General features: G+C 65.1%; 19 protein-coding genes, 2 other RNA genes and 5 pseudogenes. 15 read left to right on the top strand and 11 right to left on the bottom strand.

Annotated features, from left to right (window positions below; translation table 11 throughout):
* A partial coding sequence (locus tag WJW29_RS14770; RefSeq protein WP_113124175.1) for an IS30 family transposase occupies nucleotides 1-287 on the top strand: 287 nt, incomplete at its 5' end.
* A 20-nt stretch (nucleotides 288-307) separates the two neighbouring features.
* Here the strand turns inward: WJW29_RS14770 and WJW29_RS14765 are convergent.
* Nucleotides 308-718, bottom strand: a pseudogene (locus tag WJW29_RS14765) (DUF885 domain-containing protein); the annotation flags it as partial.
* A 353-nt stretch (nucleotides 719-1,071) separates the two neighbouring features.
* Entirely contained in the window at nucleotides 1,072-1,710 is a 639-nt protein-coding gene (gene rsmG / locus WJW29_RS14760) for a 16S rRNA (guanine(527)-N(7))-methyltransferase RsmG (protein WP_011260827.1), read from the bottom strand.
* Between the two features lie 222 nt (nucleotides 1,711-1,932).
* Here rsmG and WJW29_RS14755 point away from each other — a divergent pair, with 222 nt between their 5' ends.
* Together WJW29_RS14755 and WJW29_RS14750 are read left to right on the top strand one after the other, a co-directional pair.
* Complete coding sequence (locus WJW29_RS14755; RefSeq protein ID WP_113084399.1) at nucleotides 1,933-3,561, top strand: alkaline phosphatase D family protein; 1,629 nt, start codon at nucleotides 1,933-1,935, stop codon at nucleotides 3,559-3,561.
* Between the two features lie 176 nt (nucleotides 3,562-3,737).
* Nucleotides 3,738-5,309, top strand: a complete 1,572-nt coding sequence (locus WJW29_RS14750; protein WP_011260825.1) for an alkaline phosphatase D family protein — start codon at nucleotides 3,738-3,740, stop codon at nucleotides 5,307-5,309.
* An 18-nt stretch (nucleotides 5,310-5,327) separates the two neighbouring features.
* On the opposite strand, the gene WJW29_RS14745 is transcribed toward WJW29_RS14750, so the two are convergent.
* Nucleotides 5,328-5,924, bottom strand: coding sequence for a 4'-phosphopantetheinyl transferase superfamily protein (locus WJW29_RS14745; protein WP_011260824.1), 597 nt, complete (start codon nucleotides 5,922-5,924; stop codon nucleotides 5,328-5,330).
* Nucleotides 5,925-6,050: 126 nt separating this feature from the next.
* Between WJW29_RS14745 and WJW29_RS14740 the strand changes: the two genes are divergently transcribed.
* Nucleotides 6,051-6,302 (top strand): GlsB/YeaQ/YmgE family stress response membrane protein, encoded by a 252-nt coding sequence (locus WJW29_RS14740; RefSeq protein WP_011409801.1) that lies wholly within the window; start codon nucleotides 6,051-6,053, stop codon nucleotides 6,300-6,302.
* A gap of 61 nt (nucleotides 6,303-6,363) precedes the next feature.
* Here the strand turns inward: WJW29_RS14740 and WJW29_RS14735 are convergent, their stop codons facing one another.
* Both WJW29_RS14735 and xth read right to left on the bottom strand, forming a co-directional pair.
* On the bottom strand, nucleotides 6,364-6,801 hold the full coding sequence (locus WJW29_RS14735) for a GFA family protein (RefSeq protein ID WP_011409800.1): 438 nt from the start codon (nucleotides 6,799-6,801) through the stop codon (nucleotides 6,364-6,366).
* Nucleotides 6,798-7,577 (bottom strand): exodeoxyribonuclease III, encoded by a 780-nt coding sequence (gene xth, locus WJW29_RS14730; RefSeq protein WP_011260821.1) that lies wholly within the window; start codon nucleotides 7,575-7,577, stop codon nucleotides 6,798-6,800. Before xth ends, WJW29_RS14735 begins: the two co-directional genes overlap by 4 nt.
* Before the next feature lie 405 nt (nucleotides 7,578-7,982).
* Here xth and WJW29_RS14725 point away from each other — a divergent pair.
* Together WJW29_RS14725 and WJW29_RS14720 are read left to right on the top strand one after the other, a co-directional pair.
* Nucleotides 7,983-8,632: pseudogene (locus WJW29_RS14725) on the top strand (ROK family protein); the annotation flags it as partial.
* A 74-nt stretch (nucleotides 8,633-8,706) separates the two neighbouring features.
* Nucleotides 8,707-8,783, top strand: a non-coding RNA gene (locus tag WJW29_RS14720) — sX9 sRNA.
* Nucleotides 8,784-9,242: 459 nt separating this feature from the next.
* On the opposite strand, the gene WJW29_RS14715 is transcribed toward WJW29_RS14720, so the two are convergent.
* From WJW29_RS14715 to WJW29_RS14705, 3 genes and pseudogenes are all read right to left on the bottom strand, one after another.
* Entirely contained in the window at nucleotides 9,243-10,970 is a 1,728-nt protein-coding gene (locus tag WJW29_RS14715; RefSeq protein ID WP_011260819.1) for a cation acetate symporter, read from the bottom strand.
* On the bottom strand, nucleotides 10,967-11,284 hold the full coding sequence (locus WJW29_RS14710) for a DUF485 domain-containing protein (RefSeq protein WP_011409798.1): 318 nt from the start codon (nucleotides 11,282-11,284) through the stop codon (nucleotides 10,967-10,969). Before WJW29_RS14710 ends, WJW29_RS14715 begins: the two co-directional genes overlap by 4 nt.
* 86 nt (nucleotides 11,285-11,370) lie before the next feature.
* Nucleotides 11,371-12,761, bottom strand: a pseudogene (locus WJW29_RS14705) (DcaP family trimeric outer membrane transporter).
* Between the two features lie 297 nt (nucleotides 12,762-13,058).
* Between WJW29_RS14705 and acs the strand changes: the two are divergent.
* The 3 genes from acs (at nucleotide 13,059) to WJW29_RS14690 (ending at nucleotide 16,411) form a co-directional block, all read left to right on the top strand.
* Complete coding sequence (gene acs, locus WJW29_RS14700; RefSeq protein WP_041182339.1) at nucleotides 13,059-15,002, top strand: acetate--CoA ligase; 1,944 nt, start codon at nucleotides 13,059-13,061, stop codon at nucleotides 15,000-15,002.
* A 261-nt stretch (nucleotides 15,003-15,263) separates the two neighbouring features.
* Nucleotides 15,264-15,932 (top strand): response regulator transcription factor, encoded by a 669-nt coding sequence (locus WJW29_RS14695; protein ID WP_011409794.1) that lies wholly within the window; start codon nucleotides 15,264-15,266, stop codon nucleotides 15,930-15,932.
* 403 nt (nucleotides 15,933-16,335) lie between these two features.
* A non-coding RNA gene (locus tag WJW29_RS14690) (sX9 sRNA) lies at nucleotides 16,336-16,411 on the top strand.
* Here the strand turns inward: WJW29_RS14690 and WJW29_RS14685 are convergent.
* Nucleotides 16,405-16,905 (bottom strand): annotated as a pseudogene (locus WJW29_RS14685) (DUF4424 family protein); the annotation flags it as partial. The gene WJW29_RS14690 and the pseudogene WJW29_RS14685 sit on opposite strands and share 7 nt — an antisense overlap.
* Here WJW29_RS14685 and WJW29_RS14680 point away from each other — a divergent pair.
* Nucleotides 16,848-17,051, top strand: a complete 204-nt coding sequence (locus tag WJW29_RS14680; RefSeq protein WP_012446420.1) for a hypothetical protein — start codon at nucleotides 16,848-16,850, stop codon at nucleotides 17,049-17,051. The pseudogene WJW29_RS14685 and the gene WJW29_RS14680 overlap by 58 nt on opposite strands.
* A gap of 316 nt (nucleotides 17,052-17,367) precedes the next feature.
* Here WJW29_RS14680 and WJW29_RS14675 read toward each other — a convergent pair.
* Together WJW29_RS14675 and WJW29_RS14670 are read right to left on the bottom strand one after the other, a co-directional pair.
* A pseudogene (locus tag WJW29_RS14675) lies at nucleotides 17,368-18,282 on the bottom strand (family 43 glycosylhydrolase); the annotation flags it as partial.
* Nucleotides 18,283-18,315: 33 nt separating this feature from the next.
* Nucleotides 18,316-18,483, bottom strand: a complete 168-nt coding sequence (locus WJW29_RS14670) for a hypothetical protein (protein WP_012446418.1) — start codon at nucleotides 18,481-18,483, stop codon at nucleotides 18,316-18,318.
* Here WJW29_RS14670 and WJW29_RS14665 point away from each other — a divergent pair.
* The 5 genes from WJW29_RS14665 (at nucleotide 18,404) to WJW29_RS14645 (ending at nucleotide 22,269) form a co-directional block, all read left to right on the top strand.
* Nucleotides 18,404-18,598, top strand: a complete 195-nt coding sequence (locus WJW29_RS14665) for a hypothetical protein (protein WP_228383577.1) — start codon at nucleotides 18,404-18,406, stop codon at nucleotides 18,596-18,598. The two genes, WJW29_RS14670 and WJW29_RS14665, sit on opposite strands and share 80 nt — an antisense overlap.
* Nucleotides 18,595-19,605, top strand: a complete 1,011-nt coding sequence (locus tag WJW29_RS14660; RefSeq protein WP_011409792.1) for an aldo/keto reductase — start codon at nucleotides 18,595-18,597, stop codon at nucleotides 19,603-19,605. The genes WJW29_RS14665 and WJW29_RS14660 overlap by 4 nt, the downstream gene beginning before the upstream one ends.
* Nucleotides 19,602-20,474 carry an amidohydrolase family protein gene (locus WJW29_RS14655; RefSeq protein WP_011260810.1) on the top strand — a complete coding sequence of 291 codons (873 nt, stop codon included), beginning with the start codon at nucleotides 19,602-19,604 and terminating at the stop codon, nucleotides 20,472-20,474. The genes WJW29_RS14660 and WJW29_RS14655 overlap by 4 nt, the downstream gene beginning before the upstream one ends.
* Entirely contained in the window at nucleotides 20,471-21,241 is a 771-nt protein-coding gene (locus tag WJW29_RS14650; protein WP_011260809.1) for an SDR family oxidoreductase, read from the top strand. Before WJW29_RS14655 ends, WJW29_RS14650 begins: the two co-directional genes overlap by 4 nt.
* Nucleotides 21,242-21,411: 170 nt before the next feature.
* Nucleotides 21,412-22,269 carry a fumarylacetoacetate hydrolase family protein gene (locus WJW29_RS14645; RefSeq protein WP_011260808.1) on the top strand — a complete coding sequence of 286 codons (858 nt, stop codon included), beginning with the start codon at nucleotides 21,412-21,414 and terminating at the stop codon, nucleotides 22,267-22,269.
* Nucleotides 22,270-22,427 lie beyond the last annotated feature (158 nt).

Raw genomic sequence — 22,427 nt, 5'->3', positions numbered from 1 at the left:
ACAACGGCAAGGAGTTCGCCGATCATCGGCTCATTGCCGCCTGCTTGCAGAGCGATTTCTATTTCGCAGATCCGTACTGCGCATGGCAGCGCGGCAGCAACGAGAATGCCAACGGGTTGACACGCCAATACTTGCCACGACAGACCGATTTCAGCACCATCACCGATGCGCACCTGCGATGGATCGAGCAGCGGCTCTACAATCGTCCGCGCAAGATACTTGGATTCAAAACGCCCCTCGAAGTCTTCTCCGAGGAGGTCCTCAACAGCGTTGCGAATCAGAGTTGAATTCGCCCTGCGTTAAAAACATTGAACGGCATTTCGTAAAGGCGCGTGCGCACGTCGGCGGCCAGGTTTTCCACCTGCGGGTGGTAAATGGCGAGGTTGATCTGATTGGCGGGCGAGAGCTGCTTCGGGTCGATACCGTCGAGCTGCTTGAGCACGCCGTCCCACACGGCCAGTCGCGCCTGCTGCGCGGTCGCGCTGACGTCGGGCAGATGGGTGTTGTCGCCGGTGGTGTCGCTGTCTTCGTCGGCCTGGCCGGTCTCGGCCTGGCGCCAGGCCCACTCTTTTTCGTAGATGGCGCTGAAGCGCGCGTTGGCGGGTGCGTCGGCGGTGAGCGTGGCCGGAGCGGGCGGTGTGGCGGCCTGCGCCGAGGTGGCGACGAAGTCTGCGCCCAGCAGAGCGAGCGAGAGTGCGGCGGCGAGCGGAGAGGTCACGTGCAGAAAGCCTGATCTGGAGCCAACGTCCGATCATGGCAGCACCCGGGCGTGCTGCCATGGGCTGGAAGTCCCAACGCGGGCTGTTGCCCTGGTCTGACAGGCGTGTCGGCGGTTGGCCTGACGTGCCGGGTACCGCCCCCATTCGTCCTGCCGGCACCTTACCCCCGCAACCGGGGCAAGGGACTTGGTGGGCGTGTCGAAGGCAGCAGGCCACCTCGCGCCGGACAGAGGAACCGGCAGTCCTGACGAGAGCGGGGTTGAACGCATCCTTGGCGAGAAGTTGCCCCATCTCGCGCTTGCGGGAGAGGGGCTGGGTGAGGGCCGCTGAAACCGGCCGACGCAGCTTCGGCTCAGGCCTTGCGCACCACCACCAGATGCCGCTCGCCGTCCAGGCCGGGCACCTGCAGCTGGTGTACCTCGCTCATCGTCCAGCCTTCGGGCAGTGCGGCGATTTCTTCGTGCGGATAGATGCCCTTCATCGCCAACAAGCTGCCGCCCGGGCGCAGCAGGTGGCCGCCGACGGCGATGATGCCGGCCAGCGTGTCCAGCGCGCGCGCGGTGAGGTGGTCGTAGGCAGTTGGCTCGTCCAGCGCTTCGGCGCGCGATTCGGCCACGCGGGCGTTGCGCAGTTCCAGATGGCGCAAGGCTTCGCGCATGAAGCGCGCCTTCTTGCCGTTGCTTTCCACTAGCGTCACTTGCAACTGCGGGCGGGTGATCGCCAATGGGATGCCGGGCAGGCCGGGGCCGGTGCCCAGGTCGGCCAGCATGCCGCTGGCGATGTAGGGCTGCATGGCCAGCGAATCGAGCAGGTGGCGGGTGACCATCGCGCGCGGGTCGCGCACGGCGGTGAGGTTGTAGGTCTTGTTCCAGCGCACCAGCAAGGCCAGGTAGCGCAGCAGCGGTGCGGCGAACGCCGTATCCAGGGATTGGGCCTGCAGGCCGCGTTCGAGCGCGGCGGAGACATCGGGGGCAAGTGCGGCATCGTTCATGACGCGATTATCGCAGCTGGGCTGGCGGGCACGCGTATCGATGGGCATCGCGGCGAGGGATGGCGTGGTTGCCCAGGCCTCTGGTCCACCTGCCGCGCGACGCTCGCACTGCCCGTGGCTGCCTGTGCATGAATGGATCGGCAGCCAGGCTGCACCATGCGACACAAAACTTACATGAAGCAGCCGCACCATGGTTGCGTCTGTTTCTCTGCCTTGTTGTCCATGCCTGCGATCGACCCGTCTGCCGCCTCACCCCTGCCCGATTCCGTTGCCACACTGGCTCCACCGGATCCTAGCCGGCGGCGCATCCTCCTCGCTGGCGCCAGTCTGGCCGCGGCAGGGCTGCTGAGCCCCTTCGCACGCGCTAGCGGTACTGCCGACCCGTTCACGCTGGGGGTGGCGGCCGGCGATCCGTTGGCCGATGGCTTTGTGATCTGGACGCGGCTGGCACCCCGCCCGCTGGACCCGGACGGACGCGGTGGACTGCGCGCAGCGGTGCCGGTGCGTTGGCAGGTGGCCAGCGACCCGCAGATGCGCACCATCGTGCGCCAGGGCGAGACCGTTGCCAGCCCCGCCTGGGGCCATGCGGTGCACGTGGAGCTGACCGGTCTGGCGGCCGATCGCCCTTACTGGTACTGCTTTGAGGCACTGGGCGCGCGCAGCCAGATCGGTAGCGCGCGTAGCTTGCCGGCAGCGCATCAGATGTCGGACACGGCGCGGTTCGGCTTTGTCTCCTGCTCGCACTGGGAGCTGGGGTATTTCAGCGCGTACCGCCACCTCGCCGCGGAGCAGCCGGACCTGGTGTTCTTCCTGGGCGATTACATCTACGAGTACAGCAACCAGGGCGCAGCGGCGAACAAGGTCGTACGCCCGCACGGCAGCGGCGAGTGCCTGGATCTGGCTGGCTACCGCAACCGCTACGCCCTCTACCGCACCGACCCGGACCTGCAAGCGCTGCATGCCGGCAGTGCCTGCGTGGCGACCTGGGACGACCACGAGGTACAGAACGATTACGCCAACCGCTGGTCGCAGGACCCGTCGATTCCGGTCGACACCTTCCTGGCACGGCGCGCTGCCGCCTATCGCGCCTTTTACGAACATTTCCCGCTGCGGGCCCGGCATCGCCCGCATGGTGCCGACATGCGCATCTACCGCTCGCTGGATTACGGCCAGCTGGCGCGTTTCTACGTGCTCGATGGCCGCCAGTACCGCAGCGAGCAACCCTGCCCGCAAGCCAATGGCTGGCGCGGCGGGCATGTGGTGGCCGACAGTTGCCGCGAGCGTACCGACCCGCGTCGCACCATGCTCGGTTGGGAGCAGGAGCGCTGGCTGCAGGGCGGCTTCGCACGGTCGCCGGCGCGCTGGAATGTCATTGCGCAGGATCTGCTGGTGGCACCGATGCGCCAATCCGGTCGCGATGGCGTCGTCGGCCACTGGACCGACGGCTGGGACGGCTACCCGGCCACGCGCGAGCGCATGCTCGCTGCGATTGCGAAGACGCGCTTGCGCAACCCCGTGTTCTGGGGCGGCGACATCCACTCGTATTGGGTCACCGACCTGAAGGCCGATCCGGCCGACGACGCGTCGGCAACGCTGGCCACCGAGTTCGTCGGCACCTCGATCACCTCCGACGGCCAGAGCAATGTCGAACTGCACGCGACGATGGCAGCCAACCCGCACGTGCACTACGTGGACGGCGAAACGCGCGGCTATGTGTCGGTGACGGTCACGCCGGGCCAGATGGAAACGCGGCTGCAAGGCATCTCCGATCGGCGCGACCGCAACGCGACAGTGTCGACGACGAAACGCTTCGTGGTGCAAGACGGCAGGCCCGGTGCAGTGGAGGCCTGAGCCGCTGCCCCGGCTGCGCACGCCTGCATTGCGCCGAAACTGCCGCCCACAGCACTCCGATCACGGCGCACTGTGTCGGCCATCGCATTGAAGCCGTCAGGCGTGGAAATGGACATCTAGCGGTAAGACGGCAGCGCTACATCTGCCCGCTGCCGCAGCTGCCTGAAGGACATGCCATGACTGCCTCCGATCCCGCCCGCCGCCGCATCCTGCAAGGCTTGGGTGCCGGTGTGTTGCTGCCGGCTACCGCCGGCTGGTCAGCGCGCAGCCTGGCCGCGCCGTCGGGGCGGCCGATCATCACCGACGGGGTGCAAAGCGGCGATGTGCTGGACGGCCGCGCGATGCTGTGGAGCCGTGCCGATCGCCCGGCGCGGTTGCGGGTGGAATGGGACACCCGCCCAAGCCTGCGTCAGGCGCGACGCGTGGACGGCACGACAGCGTCGGCAGCGCACGACTTCACCGCACGCGCGGACCTCAGCGGCCTGCCGCGCAATCAGGACATCTTCTATCGCGTGCGCTTCGAAGATGCAGACAGCGGTGTACTGAGCGCACCCGTCCACGGTCATCTGCGCAGTGCACCGCAGGCGCGTGGCGATGTGCGCTTTGTCTGGAGCGGCGACACTGTTGGCCAGGGCTTCGGCATCAATCCGGATATCGGCGGCATGCGCATCTACTCGGCGATGCGCGAGCGAAATCCGGATTTCTTCCTGCACAGCGGCGACACCATCTACGCCGACAGCCCGATTCCGGCGGCGCTGACGGTCGAAGACGGCAAGCGCTGGCGCAATCTCACCACCGCAGCCAAGAGCAAGGTGGCCGAAACGCTGGACGAATTTCGCGGCAACTACCGTTACAACCTGCTCGATGAGCACGTGCGCCGTTTCAACGCAGAAGTGCCGCAAATCTGGCAATGGGACGACCACGAAACTACCAACAACTGGTCGCCCGGCAAGCAATTGGATGCGCGCTATCACGTGCGCGACATCGACGTGCTGGCCAAGCGCGCCCGCCAGGCCTTCCTGGAATACGCACCGATGCGCGGCGTGCGTGCCGATGGCAACGGACGCATCTATCGCAAGATCGCGTACGGCCCGCTGCTGGATGTATTCGTGCTGGACATGCGCAGCTACCGCGGCGCCAACAGCGACAACCTGCAACCGCAGCCTGGCCCCGATGCCGCGTTTCTCGGCCCGGAGCAATTGGCGTGGCTGCAACGCGAACTGGCCGGCTCGCGCGCGCAATGGAAAGTGATTGCCGCCGACATGCCGATCGGCCTGCAGGTCCCCGATGGCGAAGATGCGAACGGGCGACCGCGCTGGGAAGCCATCGCCAATGGCGACCCTGGTGCGCCGCGTGGCCGCGAGCAGGAAATCGCCACGCTGTTGCGCTTCATCAGCCGCGCACGCATCCGCAATACGGTGTGGCTGACGGCCGACGTGCATTACTGCGCGGCCCATTATTACCACCCCGATCGCGCCGCGTTTCAGGAGTTCGAACCGTTCTGGGAATTCGTCGGCGGCCCGCTCAATGCCGGCAGCTTCGGGCCGAATGCACTGGATGCGACGTTCGGCCCGAGCGTGATGTTTCAAAAAGCGCCACCTGCGCCCAACACCTCGCCGCTGGCCGGTTACCAGTTCTTCGGCGAGGTGGAGATCGATGGCCGCAGCGGCGTGCTTACGGTGACCTTGCGCGACCTGGATGGCGTGGCCCAGTTTCGTCAGCCGATTCTGCCGCACGCTGCGGGGTAACCAGACACAGCGGCAGGCTTACGCGCCCGCCAACGGATAGAACGCCAACGCGGCGCGACACTCCGGTGCAGCCCACCATTCGTGCAACTGCCACTGCGCGGCCTGGCCAAGCTCCGGATCGCACCACTGCAGGTGCAGCGCATCGTCGGGCGTCAGTGCATACGCAAGCCGATGCAGGCCGAACGACAGGCCATGCCCATACGCCTTGAGCAAGGCTTCCTTGGCGCACCACAGCCGAAAGAACAGCGCGTGTTGTGCGTCCGGCGCCAGCGCAGCGAGCGAGGCGATTTCGTCGGGATGAAAGAAGCGCTGGGCGATCTCCAGTACACGCGGACGCGCGCGGATGCGCTCCAGATCCACGCCCAGCCGCACGCCCTCGCCCAGCCCCACCAGCAGATACTCGCCGCTATGGCTCCAACCGGTATCGCGGTCGGGCAGTGCCGGCTGCAGCGAGGGACGCCCACGTGCATCGCGCTGCAGTGGCACCAGCGCCTGGTCCATCCCCAGCGCCGGGCCAAGCAGCTGACGTGCCTGCGGCTCGCCACGTTCGCCGTGCCGGTGCGGGCGCAGCCACAGCTGCACCGGGCCGACCCGCCAGCTGGCATGCGCTGTCACGCGCTGTGCACCAAGCCAAACGCTTGGCCATCGCGTTCATCGCGCTCGACAGCTGCTTCACGCGCGGCTGCGTCGAATGGCGCCCATGCACCACTTCCGGTGCACGCAAACAGGGAGATCAGCAACATGGGTATCATCATCTGGTTGATCGTCGGCGGCATCGTGGGTTGGCTGGCCAGCATCATCATGCGTCGCAATGCGCAGCAGGGCATCGTCCTCAATGTGGTGGTCGGCATCGTGGGTGCGCTGATCGCTGGTTTCCTGTTTGGCAGCGGCATCAACCAGGTCATCACGCTGTGGACCTTCGTATGGTCTCTGGTGGGTGCGGTGATCCTGTTGGCCATCGTCAATCTCTTTACCCGCGGCCGCCTGCGCTAACGCATTGCGTGAAACGCACGTCGCTGCATGCAACGCCCGGGTCTGCCCGGGCGTTTCCGTGTCAGCTTGCCGCGGTAACGCGGTCGGCCGGATGGTTGACGCCGTCTTCCACGGGCACGGCAATGTTCAAGGCATATGGATTGACGCCTTCCAGGCAGCCGACGTTGTAACCATATTCGTTGGGGTTGGAGCGGCGCCGGTGATGCGTGTAAATACCGCACACGCCACAGAAATAATGCGCTGCCGTCTGCGTGTTGAACTGATACAGCCGCAGTACGTCTTCGCCCTGCAGCACATGTAGGCCATCGAGCGAGACCGACGCGACGATGGCGCCACGCCGGCGACACATCGAACAATCGCAGCGGCGCGGATCGAGCAGACCATGCGGCAGATCCAGATCGATTTGCACTGCACCGCAGTGGCAACTCAAACGATGCACCGGCCCCAGCGTGACATCGCCTACCTTGTGCGTGCTGCGACGCAGATGCCGCTCGCTCATGCGCCAACCTCCGCCAGCCGCACCCACGCCGGTGCATGATCGCTGGGGCGTTCCCAGGTACGCGGTTCGCGGTCGATGCCCGACTCCACGGCGCGCGTGCGCAAGGCGTCGGACACCAGCGTCAGGTCGATGCGCAGGCCGAGATTGCGGCGGAAACCGGCCTGGCGGTAATCCCACCAGCTGAAGTGCTCGGCGTCCTGGGTGTGCAACCGAAACGCATCGTGCAAGCCCATCGCCAGCAGTTTTTCCAACGCGGCGCGCTCGTCGGTCGAGGTGAGGATGTGGTGTTCGTTCCACACCGTCGCATCGTGCACATCGCGCGCATCCGGGGCGATGTTGAAGTCGCCCAGCACCACCAGCTGCGGATACGTTTGCAGCTCCTGCGCGATCCAGTCGTGCGCTGCAGCCAGCCAGCGCAATTTGTAGGCGTACTTGTCGGTGCCCACGTCCTGGCCGTTGACCACATACAGGTTGATGATGCGCACGCCATCGACCGTGGCAGCGATCACCCGCTGCTGCACGTCGTCGAAGCCGGGGATCCCCATCTGCACGTCCAGCGCCGGCGAGCGCGACAGGATTGCGACACCGTTGTAGGTCTTCTGCCCGCAAAACACGCTGCGGTAGCCCAGCTCAGCCAGCGCTGCGTCAGGAAACCGATGGTCTTCCAGCTTGGTTTCCTGGATCCCAACCACGTCCGGCGCGAACGCGGTGAGCCACTGTTGCAGGTGCGGCAAACGCACGTTGAGCGAGTTGACGTTCCAGGAGGCAATCTTCATGGCGTGGACCGTGGTTCAAACCACCAATGGTACCGCGCCATGTGCCGTGCCTCAGGACGGTGGGGCACAGCGTCCCCGCGTTGGAGGGTAAACGGGCGTTCGCGCCACGCAATGCCGCTATGGAGGTGGGCTGGTTGTGCGCGTCCCGACCAGACGCGTGCGGCATGTGTTTCGCCGACATCGTACGACGGCGCGCGCTGAGGTGGCGCGACTGACGCTTGCCGCAGAGCGGCAGCACGGGGCGGCGTCTGCCTGCAGGCGAGCACCGACGAGACAACGGCCGCGAGCGACTGCACCATGGGGGCACCTGCACGTCACAGCAGCTATGGATTCACTAATTTACTGAGCATTCATGAGTGCCGCCGAAGTGGGTAAGCTGGCGCCGCCCCTATGACACCGCTGGCTATGCCGTCATCAGCCGCCGTCGCGTTGCCGCCGCATTGGCCAGCGCTTCCCAACCTGAGCGTCAACGAGCCGACCGCCTGAGGGTGGCCGGTGTGCTCACCCGTGCACAGCTCAGTCGGGGCACCGGGCTGACCGTGCAGACCGCAGTGCGCCTGATCGAGGATCTGCAAGCGCGCGGCATGGTGCAGATGGGCGAGGCGGTGGCGCGCAGCGGGCGCGGCAAGCCCGCCATGGCGGTGTCGCTGAATCCGGGGTACGGGCACACGCTGGGCATCTCCATTGCCACCGATGCGCGGACCTTGGCGCTGGCCGATCTTTCCGGGTCGGTACTCGCCGTCAGCGAGGTCGCGCTGACCGATGACACCTTGTGCGGCGTGCTTACCCGGCTGCAGGCCGCCGATGCCACGCTGCTGGCATGTGTGGATGCTGCCGGCACGCGACTGGGCATCGGCGTGGCAATGAGCGGGTTCTTCACCGGTGACGATGCCTTCATCAACCCGCCCGAGCCGCTGCGCGCCCTTGGCTGGATCGCACTGTGCTCCTGGCTGGCCGAGGCGTTTGGACAACCGGTGCGGATGGATAACGACGGCAGCGTCGCCGCTGCTGGCGAAGCGATGCTGAGCGTTGGCCAACGCCATCGCGATGTTGCGTAGCTGTTTCTAAAAGCGGCTGACAAAACGACTGCGAAGCCGCCTGGCGGGCGCGGCCGGTGTTCGGAATCGGCATGTGCCCCGCGTCCACTGCGGTTCTGAGCGCGCTGTCCGCGCCCACCTGACAGCGGCTCGCGACGTGTTGTCAGCCGCTAAGTTCTTGCTGCCTGGAGATGTACGCGCTCTGGTCAGCGGAAGGTGGCGGTGTCACTTCGCGGTTGCACGTCTGCGGCAGCAATCGCCCAACAGCCCGATCGCCAGCGTACGTGCCGTTGCTGCTGTTGTTGGCTGAGCGCATCCGGCGCCTTGTCCTCGGCGCGCCGCGGTGCAGCTGCGTCATCGCTGGCGCCAGTGACTGGCATTGCGCCCCTCGCTGCCGCGCGTCGACCGGGTCGGACGCATGCAGTGGCGACTCCAGCAGCGGCGCCACGGTGTCGATGGCCTCGTAGCGAACGGCCCAGCGCGAACGCGCTGCCGCGCGGGCCAGTCAGGTGCGGAGCTTTAGCGCAATCGTCTGGCTGAGGCGCCGCCACAACAGCAGCCTGGCCAAAACGCAAAACGCCGGCACTGGGCCGGCGTCTGCGATTGCACCAACAATGAAACCGGTCGATCAGTGACCGGATGCACCGCTGGCACCCAGGCCGGTTTCGGCACGGATCTGCTGCGCCTTGAACGCTGCGCGTTCGTTGGCCGCCTGCGGGCTGTGGTCCAGGATCGAGAACAGCCAGATGCCGACAAAACCAATCGTCATCGAGAACAATGCCGGCGAGGTGTACGGGAACGGCGCCGAGCCGGCCGCATTGCCCAGCGTGTCCACCCACACCGACGGCGACAGGATCGTCAGCACCAGCGAGGAGATCAGGCCGAGGAAACCACCGGTCACTGCGCCACGGGTGGTGCAGTTCTTCCACAGCAACGACAGGATCAGCACCGGGAAGTTGGCCGAGGCGGCGATGGCGAAGGCCAGCGACACCATGAAGGCCACGTTCTGCTTCTCGAACACGATGCCCAGCAGCACCGCGATCACGCCCAGCACCAGGGTGGTGGCACGCGAGACCTTGAGCTCGGAGCCAGGCGCCGGGTTGCCCTGCTTGATCACCGTGGCGTACAGGTCATGCGACACCGCCGAGGCGCCGGACAGGGTCAGACCCGCAACCACCGCCAGGATGGTGGCGAAGGCCACCGCCGAGATGAAGCCCATGAACACGTTGCCGCCCACTGCATTGCCGACCAGCACTGCCGCCATGTTGGCCGCGCCCTTGCCGCCGTGGATGGTGCCGGTGACGACATCGGCGAACTGCGGGTTGGTCAACACCAGTGCGATGGCACCGAAGCCAATGATGAAGATCAGGATGTAGAAGTAGCCAATCCAGGTGGTCGCCCACAGCACCGACTTGCGTGCCTGCTTGGCATCGGGAACGGTAAAGAAGCGCATCAGGATGTGCGGCAGGCCGGCGGTACCGAACATCAACGCCATGCCGAAGGAAATCGCCGAAATCGGGTCCTTCACGAAACCGCCCGGCCCCATGATCGCCAGGCCTGCTTTTGCCGCGTCCGCCGCCGATGCACCGCCGTTGGCCGCAATCGCCGTCTTCACCCGCACGCCCTCGGCAAACAGCGCCTCGAAGCTGAAGTTGAAGTGCCACATGATTGCCACGGCCATGAAGGTCACGCCGGTCAGCAGCAACACGGCCTTGATGATCTGCACCCAGGTCGTTGCGGTCATGCCGCCGAACAGCACGTAGATCATCATCAGCACGCCGACCATGATCACTGCGATCCAGTAGTCCAGACCGAACAACAGCTTGATCAAGGCACCGGCACCGACCATCTGCGCGATCAGATAGAACAGCACCACCACCAGCGTGCCCGACGCCGCAAAGCTGCGGATTGCGGTCGGCGCGAAGCGGTAACCGGCCACGTCGGCGAAGGTGTACTTGCCGAGGTTGCGCAGCCGTTCGGCCATCAGGAAGGTCAGGATCGGCCAGCCGACCAGAAAGCCGATCGCGTAGATCAGACCGTCGTAGCCGTTGGCCATCACTGCCGCGGTAATTCCCAGGAACGAGGCCGCCGACATGTAGTCACCGGCAATGGCCAGACCATTCTGGAAACCGGTGATGCTGCCACCGGCGGTATAGAAGTCGGCGGCCGACTTGGTCTTGGCCGCCGCCCACTTGGTGATCCACAAGGTGCCCAGCACGAAGAAGCCGAACATGCCGATCGCCACCCAGTTGGTGGGCTGCTTGTCGACCTGGCCAATCTCACCGCCGGCTGCCAGCGCGATGCCCGCAGGCAGCAAGCCGGCAAGTATCAGAAGAAGGCGCGAATACTTGCTCATTTGCGGGCTTCCTCCAGAATTCGGGCGCTCAGCTGGTCGTAGGTGTTGTTGGCGCGACGCACGTAGATGGCGGTGATGACGACGGTGAACACCATCACCCCGATCGCGATCGGAATGCCGATCGAGGTCACGCCGGCACCGATCGGTCTGGCAAGAAATTTCTTGTCGAAGGCGATCAGGCCGATGTAGCCGTAATAGGCCAGCAACATCAGCGCGGTGAGTGTCCAGCCCAGCGTATTACGCTGACGCCTGAGTGCGTGGTACTTCGGATTGGCGTCGATCTTGGCGATCAACGCGTCATTCGAGACGGTCATGGTCTGTCTCCTGGTAGAGCGCTGGTAAGACATCAAGCGGCGGTGCCCGCTCCACCGCAGTGGAGCGGGCCGCCAGTGGCAGGAACTTAGAAGCGGTACTTGGTGGTGAACTGCAGACGCGAGATGTCGCCGCTGTCGCCGCTTTCGGCTTCGCGGCGACCGTACATCAGCTCGGCGCCCACATCCACCTTCGGCAACGGCGAATAGAACACGTTGGCGCGGATGCTCTGCTGCGACTTGCTGGCCAGCCCGCCGGTATTGGCGATGTCGTGGTCGTAGTTCACGCGCGAATACATGATTGTGGTGCGCAGCTTGGCGGTGTAGTCGTGGCGCCAGGCCACCCAGTCGGCAATCGTGCTGACGGTCTGGATATTGCCGTCCATATCGATCTCCACATCCGAGCCGTTACCCAGGCCCAGATAGCGGCCAAGGCCTTCGCCGTAGCTGAGCTGGTAACGCAGATCGTTATTGGAATTGATGATCCAGCGGCCGCCGCCGGCGATGGCGCCACCGGAATCGGTGTCGTTGGTCAACGCGCTGCGGGTGCGGTACTGGCGCGCAATGGCCGACAGACCGAACGTGCCCCAGGTGCCCTTCCAGGTGTAGCGCGCGGTCAGGTCCGGCATCGCGCCGTGATCCGAGGCCAGGATGGTGTTGCCGCCCTGGTACGGGGTGGTCAGGGTCTCGGGGTTTTCGGCCAACACGCTGAAGGCGCGGCGGGTGTAGCGGATCTGGGTCTGACGGCTGAACAACGCACCGTCGGTCGGCCCGACGATATCGGCCGCTTCCGGCAGGATGGTCGGGTCGATGAAGTTGGACCAGGTCTGACCGGCCAGCCAGTTGTTCCAGCTCATGTAGGCGTGCCGCAAGGTGCCGCCGTACAGATTGTTGACCTGGTTGACCTGGTTGGCCAGGGCGTTGCCGAAGAAATCGATTTCGATGAAGCCGGTGAGCTTGTCGCCGTTTTCGGTGACGGTATCCACGCCCAGGTTGAAGCGCGAGAACTTGGCATGGAAGTCGGTATCGGTGCTCGATGCCTGCCCGCCGATCGGCGTCTGCGTCGGGATGTACAGGTAACGCCCCACAGCACCTTGCGGCAATGCGCCGTCGCTGGTGCGCGTGGTCATGAAGTCGGCCTTGATGAAACCACCGTAACGGAACGTGTCCCCGGCAACGCGTTTGGCGTGATGCTGGTCAGCTGGATCGGCTTCTTGCCGGCAGGCACCGCCGGCGCAGGCGGCATATGTGCCTGCAAGGTGCGCACTTCGGTGACCTGCGTCTGCGTCTGCGCGATCTGGCCCTGCTGTTGTCGCTGCGCGGAGACCAGCATGTGGACCTCACGCTCGAGTTCGGCGATGCGCGCTTCCAGTGCCTTTTCCTTGGACGTCTGTGCAAACGCCACGCCGGGCAACATGGTGGCGACGAACAAGGCGGCCGCCAACCGGTGGCGCACCAACGGTGCAATACCGTGCTTCATCAACCCTCTCCCCAATGCAGGCCTCGCGCTCGATGGCGATGCTGTGCAGAGCGTGAGGCAGTCCGCGCTCCGGAGCCTATTCGCCTTTGGTCGTAGCTTCAACGCAGCCTTCTGCAAGATGACCGATGGTCGCACTGCAGCCGGCGATGGATGTGCGCCGGTGCACTCCCCGGGGGATTACGACCAAGGTCTAAGGCGCCGTTGGCCGTCGGGACAGAATGGATGCGGCACACTGATTGTCTACCGAGGGAAGCCGTAACGCCCTCTTCCGACAAGTTCATCGCAAGTGAGGGTGCCATGGCTGATGTTTATCCCGTCGATCCCGCGTTCGCCGCCGATGCGCGCGTGACGCGCGAGCAGTACGCCGCGCTGTACCGCGAATCGATCGAACACCCTGAGCAATTCTGGGGCAAGGCCGCGCAGCGGTTGGAATGGTTCAAGCAACCCACCCAGGTCAAGGACGTCAGCTACGCGCTGGACGACTTCCATATCCGCTGGTTCGGCGATGGCGAGCTCAACGCCAGCGTCAACTGCCTGGACCGCCAGTTGGCCACACGCGGCGACAAGACCGCGCTGCTGTTCGAACCCGACAGCCCGGACGCGGCGTCGTACCCGGTCACCTATCGCCAGTTGTATGAGCGCGTCTGCAAGCTTGGCAATGCGCTGCGCAACCTGGGCGTCAAGAAAGGCGACCGGGTCACCATCTATCTGCCGATGATCGTCGATGCGGCGGTGGCCATGCTCGCCTGCGCGCGCATCGGGGCGGTGCACTCGGTGGTGTTCGGCGGCTTTGCCGCCAACTCCATCGCCGACCGCGTGATCGATTGCCAGAGCAAGCTGATCATCACCGCCGACGAAGGCCTGCGTGGCGGCAAGAAGATTCCGCTCAAGGCCAACGTCGATGCAGCGCTGAAGATTCCCGGCACCAACACGATCGAAACCGTGCTGGTGGTGCGTCACACCGGTGGCGCAGTGGAGATGCAGGCACCGCGCGATCGCTGGTTCCAAGACGTGGTCGACGGCCAACCGGCCGAATGCGAACCCGAGCGGATGAACGCGGAAGACCCGCTCTTCATCCTCTATACATCCGGCTCCACCGGCAAACCCAAGGGCGTGCTGCACACCACTGCCGGCTACCTGCTGTTTGCCAGCTACACGCACGAAGTGGTGTTCGACCTGCGCGAGGACGACATCTACTGGTGCACCGCCGACGTGGGCTGGGTCACCGGCCATAGCTACATCGTCTACGGCCCGCTCGCCAACGGCGCCACCGCGGTGATGTTCGAAGGCGTGCCCAACTACCCGAACGTGTCGCGCTTCTGGGAAGTGATCGACAAGCACCAGGTCACCATCTTCTACACCGCGCCTACTGCGATTCGCGCGTTGATGCGCGACGGTGCGGAACCGGTCAAGAAGACCTCGCGCAAGAGCCTGCGCCTGCTGGGCAGCGTCGGCGAGCCGATCAATCCGGAAGCCTGGCGCTGGTACTACGACGTGGTTGGCGACAGCCGCTGCCCGATCGTGGACACCTGGTGGCAGACCGAAACCGGCGGCATCCTGATCTCGCCGCTGGCCGGCGCGGTCGATCTCAAGCCGGGCTCGGCCACCCTGCCGTTCTTCGGCGTGCAGCCAGCGCTGGTGGATGCCGAAGGCAAGATCCTGGAAGGCGCCACCGAAGGCAATCTGGTGCTGCTGGATTCCTGGCCGGGCCAGATGCGTAGCGTCTACGGCGACCATCAGCGCTTTATCGATACCTACTTCCGCACCTATCCGGGCAGCTACTTCACCGGCGACGGTTGTCGCCGCGATGCCGACGGCTACTACTGGATCACCGGCCGCGTGGATGACGTGATCAACGTGTCGGGCCACCGCATCGGCACCGCCGAAGTGGAAAGCGCGCTGGTCTCGCACCCCAAGGTCGCCGAAGCGGCCGTGGTCGGCTTTCCGCACGACGTCAAGGGCCAGGGCATCTATGCCTACGTCACCCTGATCGCCGGCGAGACTCCGAGCGACGAACTGCACAAGGAACTGGTGAGCTGGGTGCGCAAGGAGATCGGCCCGATCGCCTCGCCCGATCACCTGCAGTGGGCTCCCGGCCTGCCCAAGACCCGCTCGGGCAAGATCATGCGCCGCATCCTGCGCAAGATCGCCGAAAACGCCCCGGACCAGTTGGGCGACACCTCGACCTTAGCTGATCCATCGGTGGTGGATTCGCTGGTCAATGAGCGGTTGACGCGCTGAAAGGCCGGGATTGGGCATTCGGGATTGGCTGAGGAGCGGGGATTGGGGATTCGCAGAAGCGGGTTGCCAGTACCTGGTCATCTCTCTCCTCAACCATGCAGTGTTGAATTGCGATGCAGAGACAGACGGTTCTCTGACATCGGCTATTGCGAATCGCGATTCGCTTTTCGAAATCCCTGCTCTTACGAATCCCAACATCCGAATCCCGAATCCCGTGCTTTTACGAATGCCACATCTCCAATCCCCAATCCCGGCCCCTCAATGACCACCCTGCTGATTGCCGATGACCATCCCCTGTTTCGCGAGGCCTTGCGCGGGGCCGTGCAGCGGGTCATGCCGGGCGTGCAATTGTTGGAAGCCGACAACGTGGATGCGTTGTACACGCTGGCCGACGCGCAACCGGACGCGGACCTGCTGTTGATGGACCTCAATATGCCGGGCGCGCAGGGCTTCAGTGCGTTGGTGCACATGCGTTCGCTGCATCCGCAATTGCCGGTGGTGGTGGTGTCCGCACGCGAAGAGCCCACGGTGATGCGGCGCGCGATCGATCACGGCGCGTTCGGCTTCATTCCCAAATCCGCTGACTCGGACACCATCGGTCGCGCCTTGGCCACCGTGCTGGACGGCGAGCGCTGGATCCCGGCCGAAGCGCAAAACCTGCCACCCACCGACAGCGAAGAACGCGAGGTCGGTCAGCGTCTGCGCGACCTCACACCGCAACAATTTCGCGTGCTGCAGATGCTGGGCGCCGGGCGCCTCAACAAGCAGATCGCCTACGACCTGGGCGTGTCCGAAGCCACCATCAAGGCGCATGTCACCGCGATCCTGCGCAAGCTCGGCGTCACCAATCGCACCCAGGCCGTGTTGATGGCCGGCAAGCTCGCCATCGATGCCGACGGCATCGTGCTGCCCCCGCCGGAAGACGACTGACGCGTGCAGGTATGGGTCTGCGTGCGTTGGGGTTGATCGGCGACGCTTGGTCGCGTCCGGGTGCGCTCCTGCCGGTGATCCCGCCACCTCGGCCGTTGTCGCTGGCGGGCAATCGACGGACTTGCATGCAACGCAGCGTGGCACCAACGCAGGAGCGCACCTGGGCGCGATGCGCGTTGTCGGCAGCGCTGCATTTGCACAAGACAACCGATGCGCGCTGGCGCGTACGATCGTGATGGACGTTGCAGGTAACGCCTCGTCGCGCCCGGGTACGCTTGCTGCTTGTCGGGTTTATTCCGGTGCGTGCACGAACAGGATGTTCAAATCGCGCATCGGCACGAAGAGCGGCTAACAAAACGACTGCGCTCACCGCCAGGCGGGCGCGGCCGGTGCTCGAAACGCCATGTACCACGCGTCCACTGCGGTTCTGAGCGCGCCGTCCGCGTCCACCTGACCGCTGCTCGCGACGTATTCTTGCAGGACATTTCTGCCGCCAGACGAAATACGCGTTGAGCGTCAAGCGCGGTTGTCCATCGCCATCGACCCAGCGCACGGGCAGCGGCTTGCGCCCTTTCGGCGGCGTGGACGATTCGGTGAAGGCAGCGACATCGTCCTGGGTCCAGCCGGTGGCGGCGAATGCCGTGGAGATATCGCTGCCGTCATCCAACAGCACCACCAGCTTGCGCGTGGTGGCGACCGGCTTGCCATCGGCCCAGGGTTTGAAATCGGTCAGCGCATTGTGATTGGCCATGCCGAAATGCATCGGCGGCATCGGGAACGCCACCGGCACGCTCAGGTCGCGCTCGCTGTGATTGGTGAACACGTAATCCACCTGCACACGTTCTTCGCTGAGCAGTAGCGCTTCGCGGTCCATGCTGATGTCGGGCTGATGCAGCGAGCGGATGGTGCCAATGCATGAAGAAGCGTTGGCGAAGCTTGCGCAGTGCGTTGATGGCGGCGACCTTTCTGGCAAGCACCGGGTTCGGTGCCTTCCAGGTGATGGCGGTCGATAACGCACAGCCGAACGTCGAGTCGCGTCGTGCGTGGGCCTGCAAAGCCGAGTGTCCGGAATTCAGCGGCGACCTGGGTCAGGGCAACGTCTGCTACTGCTGTGGTTAACTGCGACCGCTAGCGACTGTGGAGCTGTCAGATAGAAACGCCCCGTGCGCGGAATCGACATGTCGCAACGGAGATCGGGTTCTTCGCTCCGTCCGTAGTCCGCTGACACTGCGCGATGTGCTGATGGTCGCTGTCACGCCTGAGGGGGAGGTCCCCCGGGCCTCGCCGTTTGACTGTCGCGCTGTGTGGCGTGAGGCGTACTTACGCCAGCGCGCGATAGCGGAACTCGCGCAATACCACTTCGCCTTGTCGTGCGGCATACACGCCAAGCTGCAGGCTCAGAAAACCGCCGAACATGTTGTGATGGAATCCGGACCAGCAGCGTCTGCCGGCCCAGCATGCGGAAGCGGTTTTCGTAAGCGTGATAGACCATCCACCGGTCGCCACGCGGCCATTCCACCAGCGTGGCATGCCCGCGCGACCACCACGGCTCCTGCTCGGATTGAGTGCGCACCAGCGGATTGCGCGGGCAGTACTCCCACGGCCCGTGCACCAAACGCGAACGTGCGGCGATGACCATGTGCCCGGTCACCGGGCCGGCGGTGCCGGCGACGGCGGTGACCAGATACAGCCAGCCGTCGTGCCAGGTCAGCTTGTGGCCTTCGGGCGCGGAGTTTTGGTCGGGATAGCGCCACGGCGCGTAGGCCGGTTCCAGCTGCCCATCGGTGGCCAGGCCGTCGTCGCGCAGGCGCACCTTGCGGATGCCGTCGACGAACAGATAGTGCTTGCCGTCCTCGCCCACCACGTGGCCGGGGTCGATGCAGCCGGCGATCTTCAGGTCGATCGGCGCACTCCACGGCCCGCGGATGTCGTCGGCCCAGATCACGAAGATCGACCAGCCCATGTCGTCCGGATTGGCCGGGATGTGGATGTAGTAGCGATCGTGGTGCTTGCACAGATTCAGCCCCCAGATCGTGCCCAGCTCCTGGCGCAATGCCGGGCCGATCGGGGTCCAGTTGACCAGATCGGTGGAATGCCACAGCACGATGCCAGGGTAGGAAAAGAACGACGAAAACGTCATGTAGTCGTCGTCGCCATCCTTGAGGATGGTGGGATCGGGGTGATCGTCGGCCACAATGGGATTGAGATAGGTGCCGTTGCCCAGATCCGCCTTGCGCTGCCCCTCCACACCGCGCGCCCACTGCGGTGTGCGTGCGCACTGTGTGGTCTGCGCCTGCGCCGCGGCAGCCAGCGGTGCGGCCAGCGCGCTTGCAGCCAGCCCCTTGACCAAGTCCCGCCGTGTCGTGTCTGGGTTGCATCAATTTCACAGGTATCTAGCGGCCGTCATGCCCGCAACCGCAGACGCGGCGTTATAGGAACTGGTGATGCCGCTTGAGGAATTCGACATAGCGATGCGCGTCTGCACAAACTCCCGCAGGACGGCAATGCTGCACTGCAGCGTGATCTGTTCATTGATGATTGCCATATTCATATGCGAACAGCCGGGCACCTGCTGGCTGGTGGACGTTGTGATGCTCAGCCCCTGCTCTCCAGATTCCCAACATGCGTGCTGCGCTTCCGCCCTGCTTGCGGAGCAGCGCACGTGAGCGGCGTGGTACGGCAGCGTCTCGGCAGCACCGACGTACAGCTGTCAACGCTGGGCTTCGGCGCCGCGCCGATCGGCAACCTGTATACGGAAGTGGATGAGGCAGACGCACTGGCCGCGGTCGCAGGCGCGTTCGAAGCCGGCATCCGTCATTTCGATAGCGCGCCCTACTACGGCTATGGGCTGAGCGAAGCGCGCCTGGGCCGAGGCCTGGCCGGAATACCGCGCGCGGACTACACGCTGTCGACCAAGGTCGGCCGCTGCGTCTACGACGACGCCCAGGCTGTTGCCGGCCGCGACGGCTTTGCAGTGGCCGGGCGGCGCGCCGCGTTCGATTACAGCGCCGATGGTGTGCGGCGTGCGTTCGCCTCCAGCCTGGAACGCCTGGGCACCGACTACATCGACGTGTTGCTGCTGCACGACATCGGTACGCTGACCCACGGCGACAACCACGCCCACGTGCTGCGCCAGGCCTTGGAGGAGGCCTTGCCGGCGATGGCGGAGCTGAAGGCGGCCGGCGCGTGCGGTGCGATCGGGTTGGGCGTCAACGAGCAGGATGTGGCCCTGGAGGTATTGCCGCGTTTTCCGCTCGACTGCGTGATGCTGGCCGGCCGCTACACCCTGCTGGAACAGCACGGCGCGCGCGCGCTGCTGGAGCAGGCGCAGCAACGCAATGTGGCGATCCTGTCGGCTGGCCCGTACAGCTCCGGCCTGCTCAGCGACGCACGCGGCCCCGGCGCCACCTACAACTACGCCCCGGTCGATACCGCCACGCTGCGGCATGCGCAGCGGCTGTACGCGGCCTGCGCGGCGTTCGGGTTGGATATCGGCGCGGCCGCCTTGCAGTTCCCGCTGGCGCATCCGGCGGTGACCACGGTGGTGGCCGGCATGCGTACCGTGGCCGAAGTGCAATCGGCGGCCACGCGGCTTGCGGCCCCGGTGCCATCCGCACTGTGGCAACGCCTGCGCGATGAGGGCCTGCTCGCAGCGGAGTTGCCCACCCCGTGAGCCGGGTCGACGCGCACCTGCATTTCTGGCGCCTGGCCCGTGGCGATTATCACTGGCTGACGCCCGAACTGGCGCCGCTGTACCGCGACTTCGGTCCGGATGACATTGGCGCTGCGCTGGACGCCGCCGATGTCGATCGCGTCGTGGTGGTGCAGGCTGCCGCCACCGAGGCAGAAACCTGTTACCTGTTCGAGCTGGCCCGCGACGATGCGCGCATTGCCGGCGTCGTCGGTTGGGTCGATTTTGCTGCGCCCGATGCCGCAGCACGCATCGGCGCATTGGTGCGTGCCGGCGGCGGCGTGCTCAAGGGTCTGCGCCCGATGGTGCAGGACATCGCCGACGTGCACTGGCTAGCCGATCCCGCGCTGGATGCCGCCTTCGATGCACTACTTGCGCACGATCTGGCCTTTGACGCCTTGATCCGCGCCGCGCATGTACCGGCACTGCAGGCGCGCTTGAAGCGCCATCCGGGGTTGCGCGTGGTGGTCGATCACGGTGGCAAGCCGCAGATTGCCACTGGCGAGTTCGTCGCCTGGGCTGCCAGCATGGCTGTTCTGGCGCAGCATCCCAATGTGCATTGCAAACTCTCCGGCTTGCTGACCGAAGCCGCGCGCGGCGCTGGCGTGGACGCGCTGGAGCCGTACGTCGCGCACCTGTTCGCCCGTTTCGGCCCGCAGCGGCTGCTGTGGGGCAGTGATTGGCCCGTGCTGAGCTTGCGCGCCGATTACGCGCACTGGTTTGCACTCGCACAGCAACTCGTCACCCGGCATGCCGCCGAGCACGCGGCAGCCATCTTCGGCGACAACGCACGCACGTTCTATCGTCTGCCACGGCCGGCGGCCCCCACCTACGGAACCTCATCACTATGACTGTCTCGATCTTCACCACACCCAACACCCGCCTGCAGGGCAAGCGCTGCCTGATTACCGCCGCCGGCGCCGGCATCGGGCGCGAAAGTGCACTGGCCTGCGCACGCGCCGGTGCACAGGTGATTGCCACCGACATCGACGCCGCTGCGTTGCAGGCGCTGGCCGCCGAATCGGATGCCATCACGACGCACCTGCTCGACGTCACCGACGCTGCCGCGATTACCGCATTGATCCAGGCACACGGGCCATTCGACGTACTGTTCAACTGCGCCGGCTTCGTGCATCAGGGCAGCATTCTCGAGTGCGACGAACCGGCCTGGCGCCGCTCGTTCTCGATCAATATCGACGCGATGTACTACACCTGCAAGGCGGTGTTGCCGGCCATGCTCGAACGCGGCCGCGGCAGCATCATCAACATGTCCTCGGTTGCCTCCAGCATCAAGGGGGTGCCGAACCGCTTCGTCTACGGCGTGACCAAGGCCGCAGTGATCGGCCTGAGCAAGGCAATCGCCGCTGACTACGTGGCGCGGGGCGTGCGTTGCAATGCGATCTGCCCGGGCACCATCAAGACGCCGTCGCTGGGTGAGCGCGTCAAGGCCCTGGGCGGTGACGAACAAGCGGTGTGGAAGAGCTTCACCGACCGCCAGCCGATGGGCCGCCTGGGCGACCCGCGCGAGATTGCGCAGCTGGTGGTGTACCTGGCCTCGGACGAATCATCGTTCACCACCGGCCAGACCCACATCATCGATGGCGGCTGGTCCAACTGAGTCCCGCAACGACGCATGCTGCCGCCCGCCACACACGTGGGCGCAGCAATGGTGTGATGCGATCTATCGCGCGCATCCGCTTCGATGTGAGCACACCGTCCTTACCCAGCAAGACACATGCGCGCTAGGTTTGCTAGCCGCTTCACTCCTCACCTGCAAAGGAAGACCGCATGAAACTCGTACGCATTGGCGCCGAAGGCCACGAACGCCCTGGCCTGATCGACAGCGAAGGCCGCATCCGCGACCTCAGCGGTGTGATCGACGATGTGGCCGGCCAGCACATCACCAACGCCGGCCTGGAAAAACTACGCGTACTGGACGTCGCCACGCTGCCGTTGATCGAAGGCGATGTGCGTTACGGCGCAGCGGTCGGTCGCATCGGAAAATTCATCTGCGTGGGTTTGAACTATGCCGACCACGCTGCCGAATCGGGCATGGAAGTGCCCAAGATGCCGATTCTTTTCATGAAAGCCACCACTGCGGTGTGTGGCCCCAACGACACGGTGATCATCCCGCGCGGGTCAGTGAAGAGCGACTGGGAAGTGGAGCTGGGTGTGGTGATCGGCGATGTGGCGCGCGATGTATCGGTGGATGAAGCGCTGAATCATGTGGCTGGCTACGCGGTGATCAACGATCTGTCCGAACGCGAATTCCAGCTCGAACACGGCGGCCAGTGGGTCAAGGGCAAGAGCGCCGACACCTTCGGACCGATCGGCCCGTGGCTGGTGACGCGCGACGAAATCGCCGACCCGCAGAACCTGTCGATGTGGCTGGAGGTCAACGGCCACCGCTACCAGAACGGCAGCACGCGCACGATGGTGTTCGGCGTGGCCGAACTGGTCAGCCACATCAGCCGCTACATGACATTGATGCCGGGCGATGTGATCAGCACCGGCACCCCGCCGGGCGTGGGCCTGGGCCAGAAGCCGCCGGTCTACCTCAAACCAGGCGATGTGATGGAACTGGAGATCGAAGGCCTGGGTCGCCAGCGCCAGCCGGTGGTGGCGCATCCGCGGGATGGGGGTTGAGGATTGAGGGTTTACGCCTGGAAGAATTGACGTCGTACTGCAGTGCATTGCGTCCACCGCTAAGCATTTTTCTTGCGCGAAAGCCGAAGGACTCACGCAACTCGAATCGCGCGACAACGCAAAGCCCCTCTCCCCTCGGGGCGCCAAGGCACGGTTTG

It is taken from the genome of Xanthomonas sp. JL1, assembly GCF_038405005.1.
The sequence above is the reverse complement of the archived record's forward strand: the minus strand, read 5'-3'. Positions and strand labels throughout refer to the sequence as shown.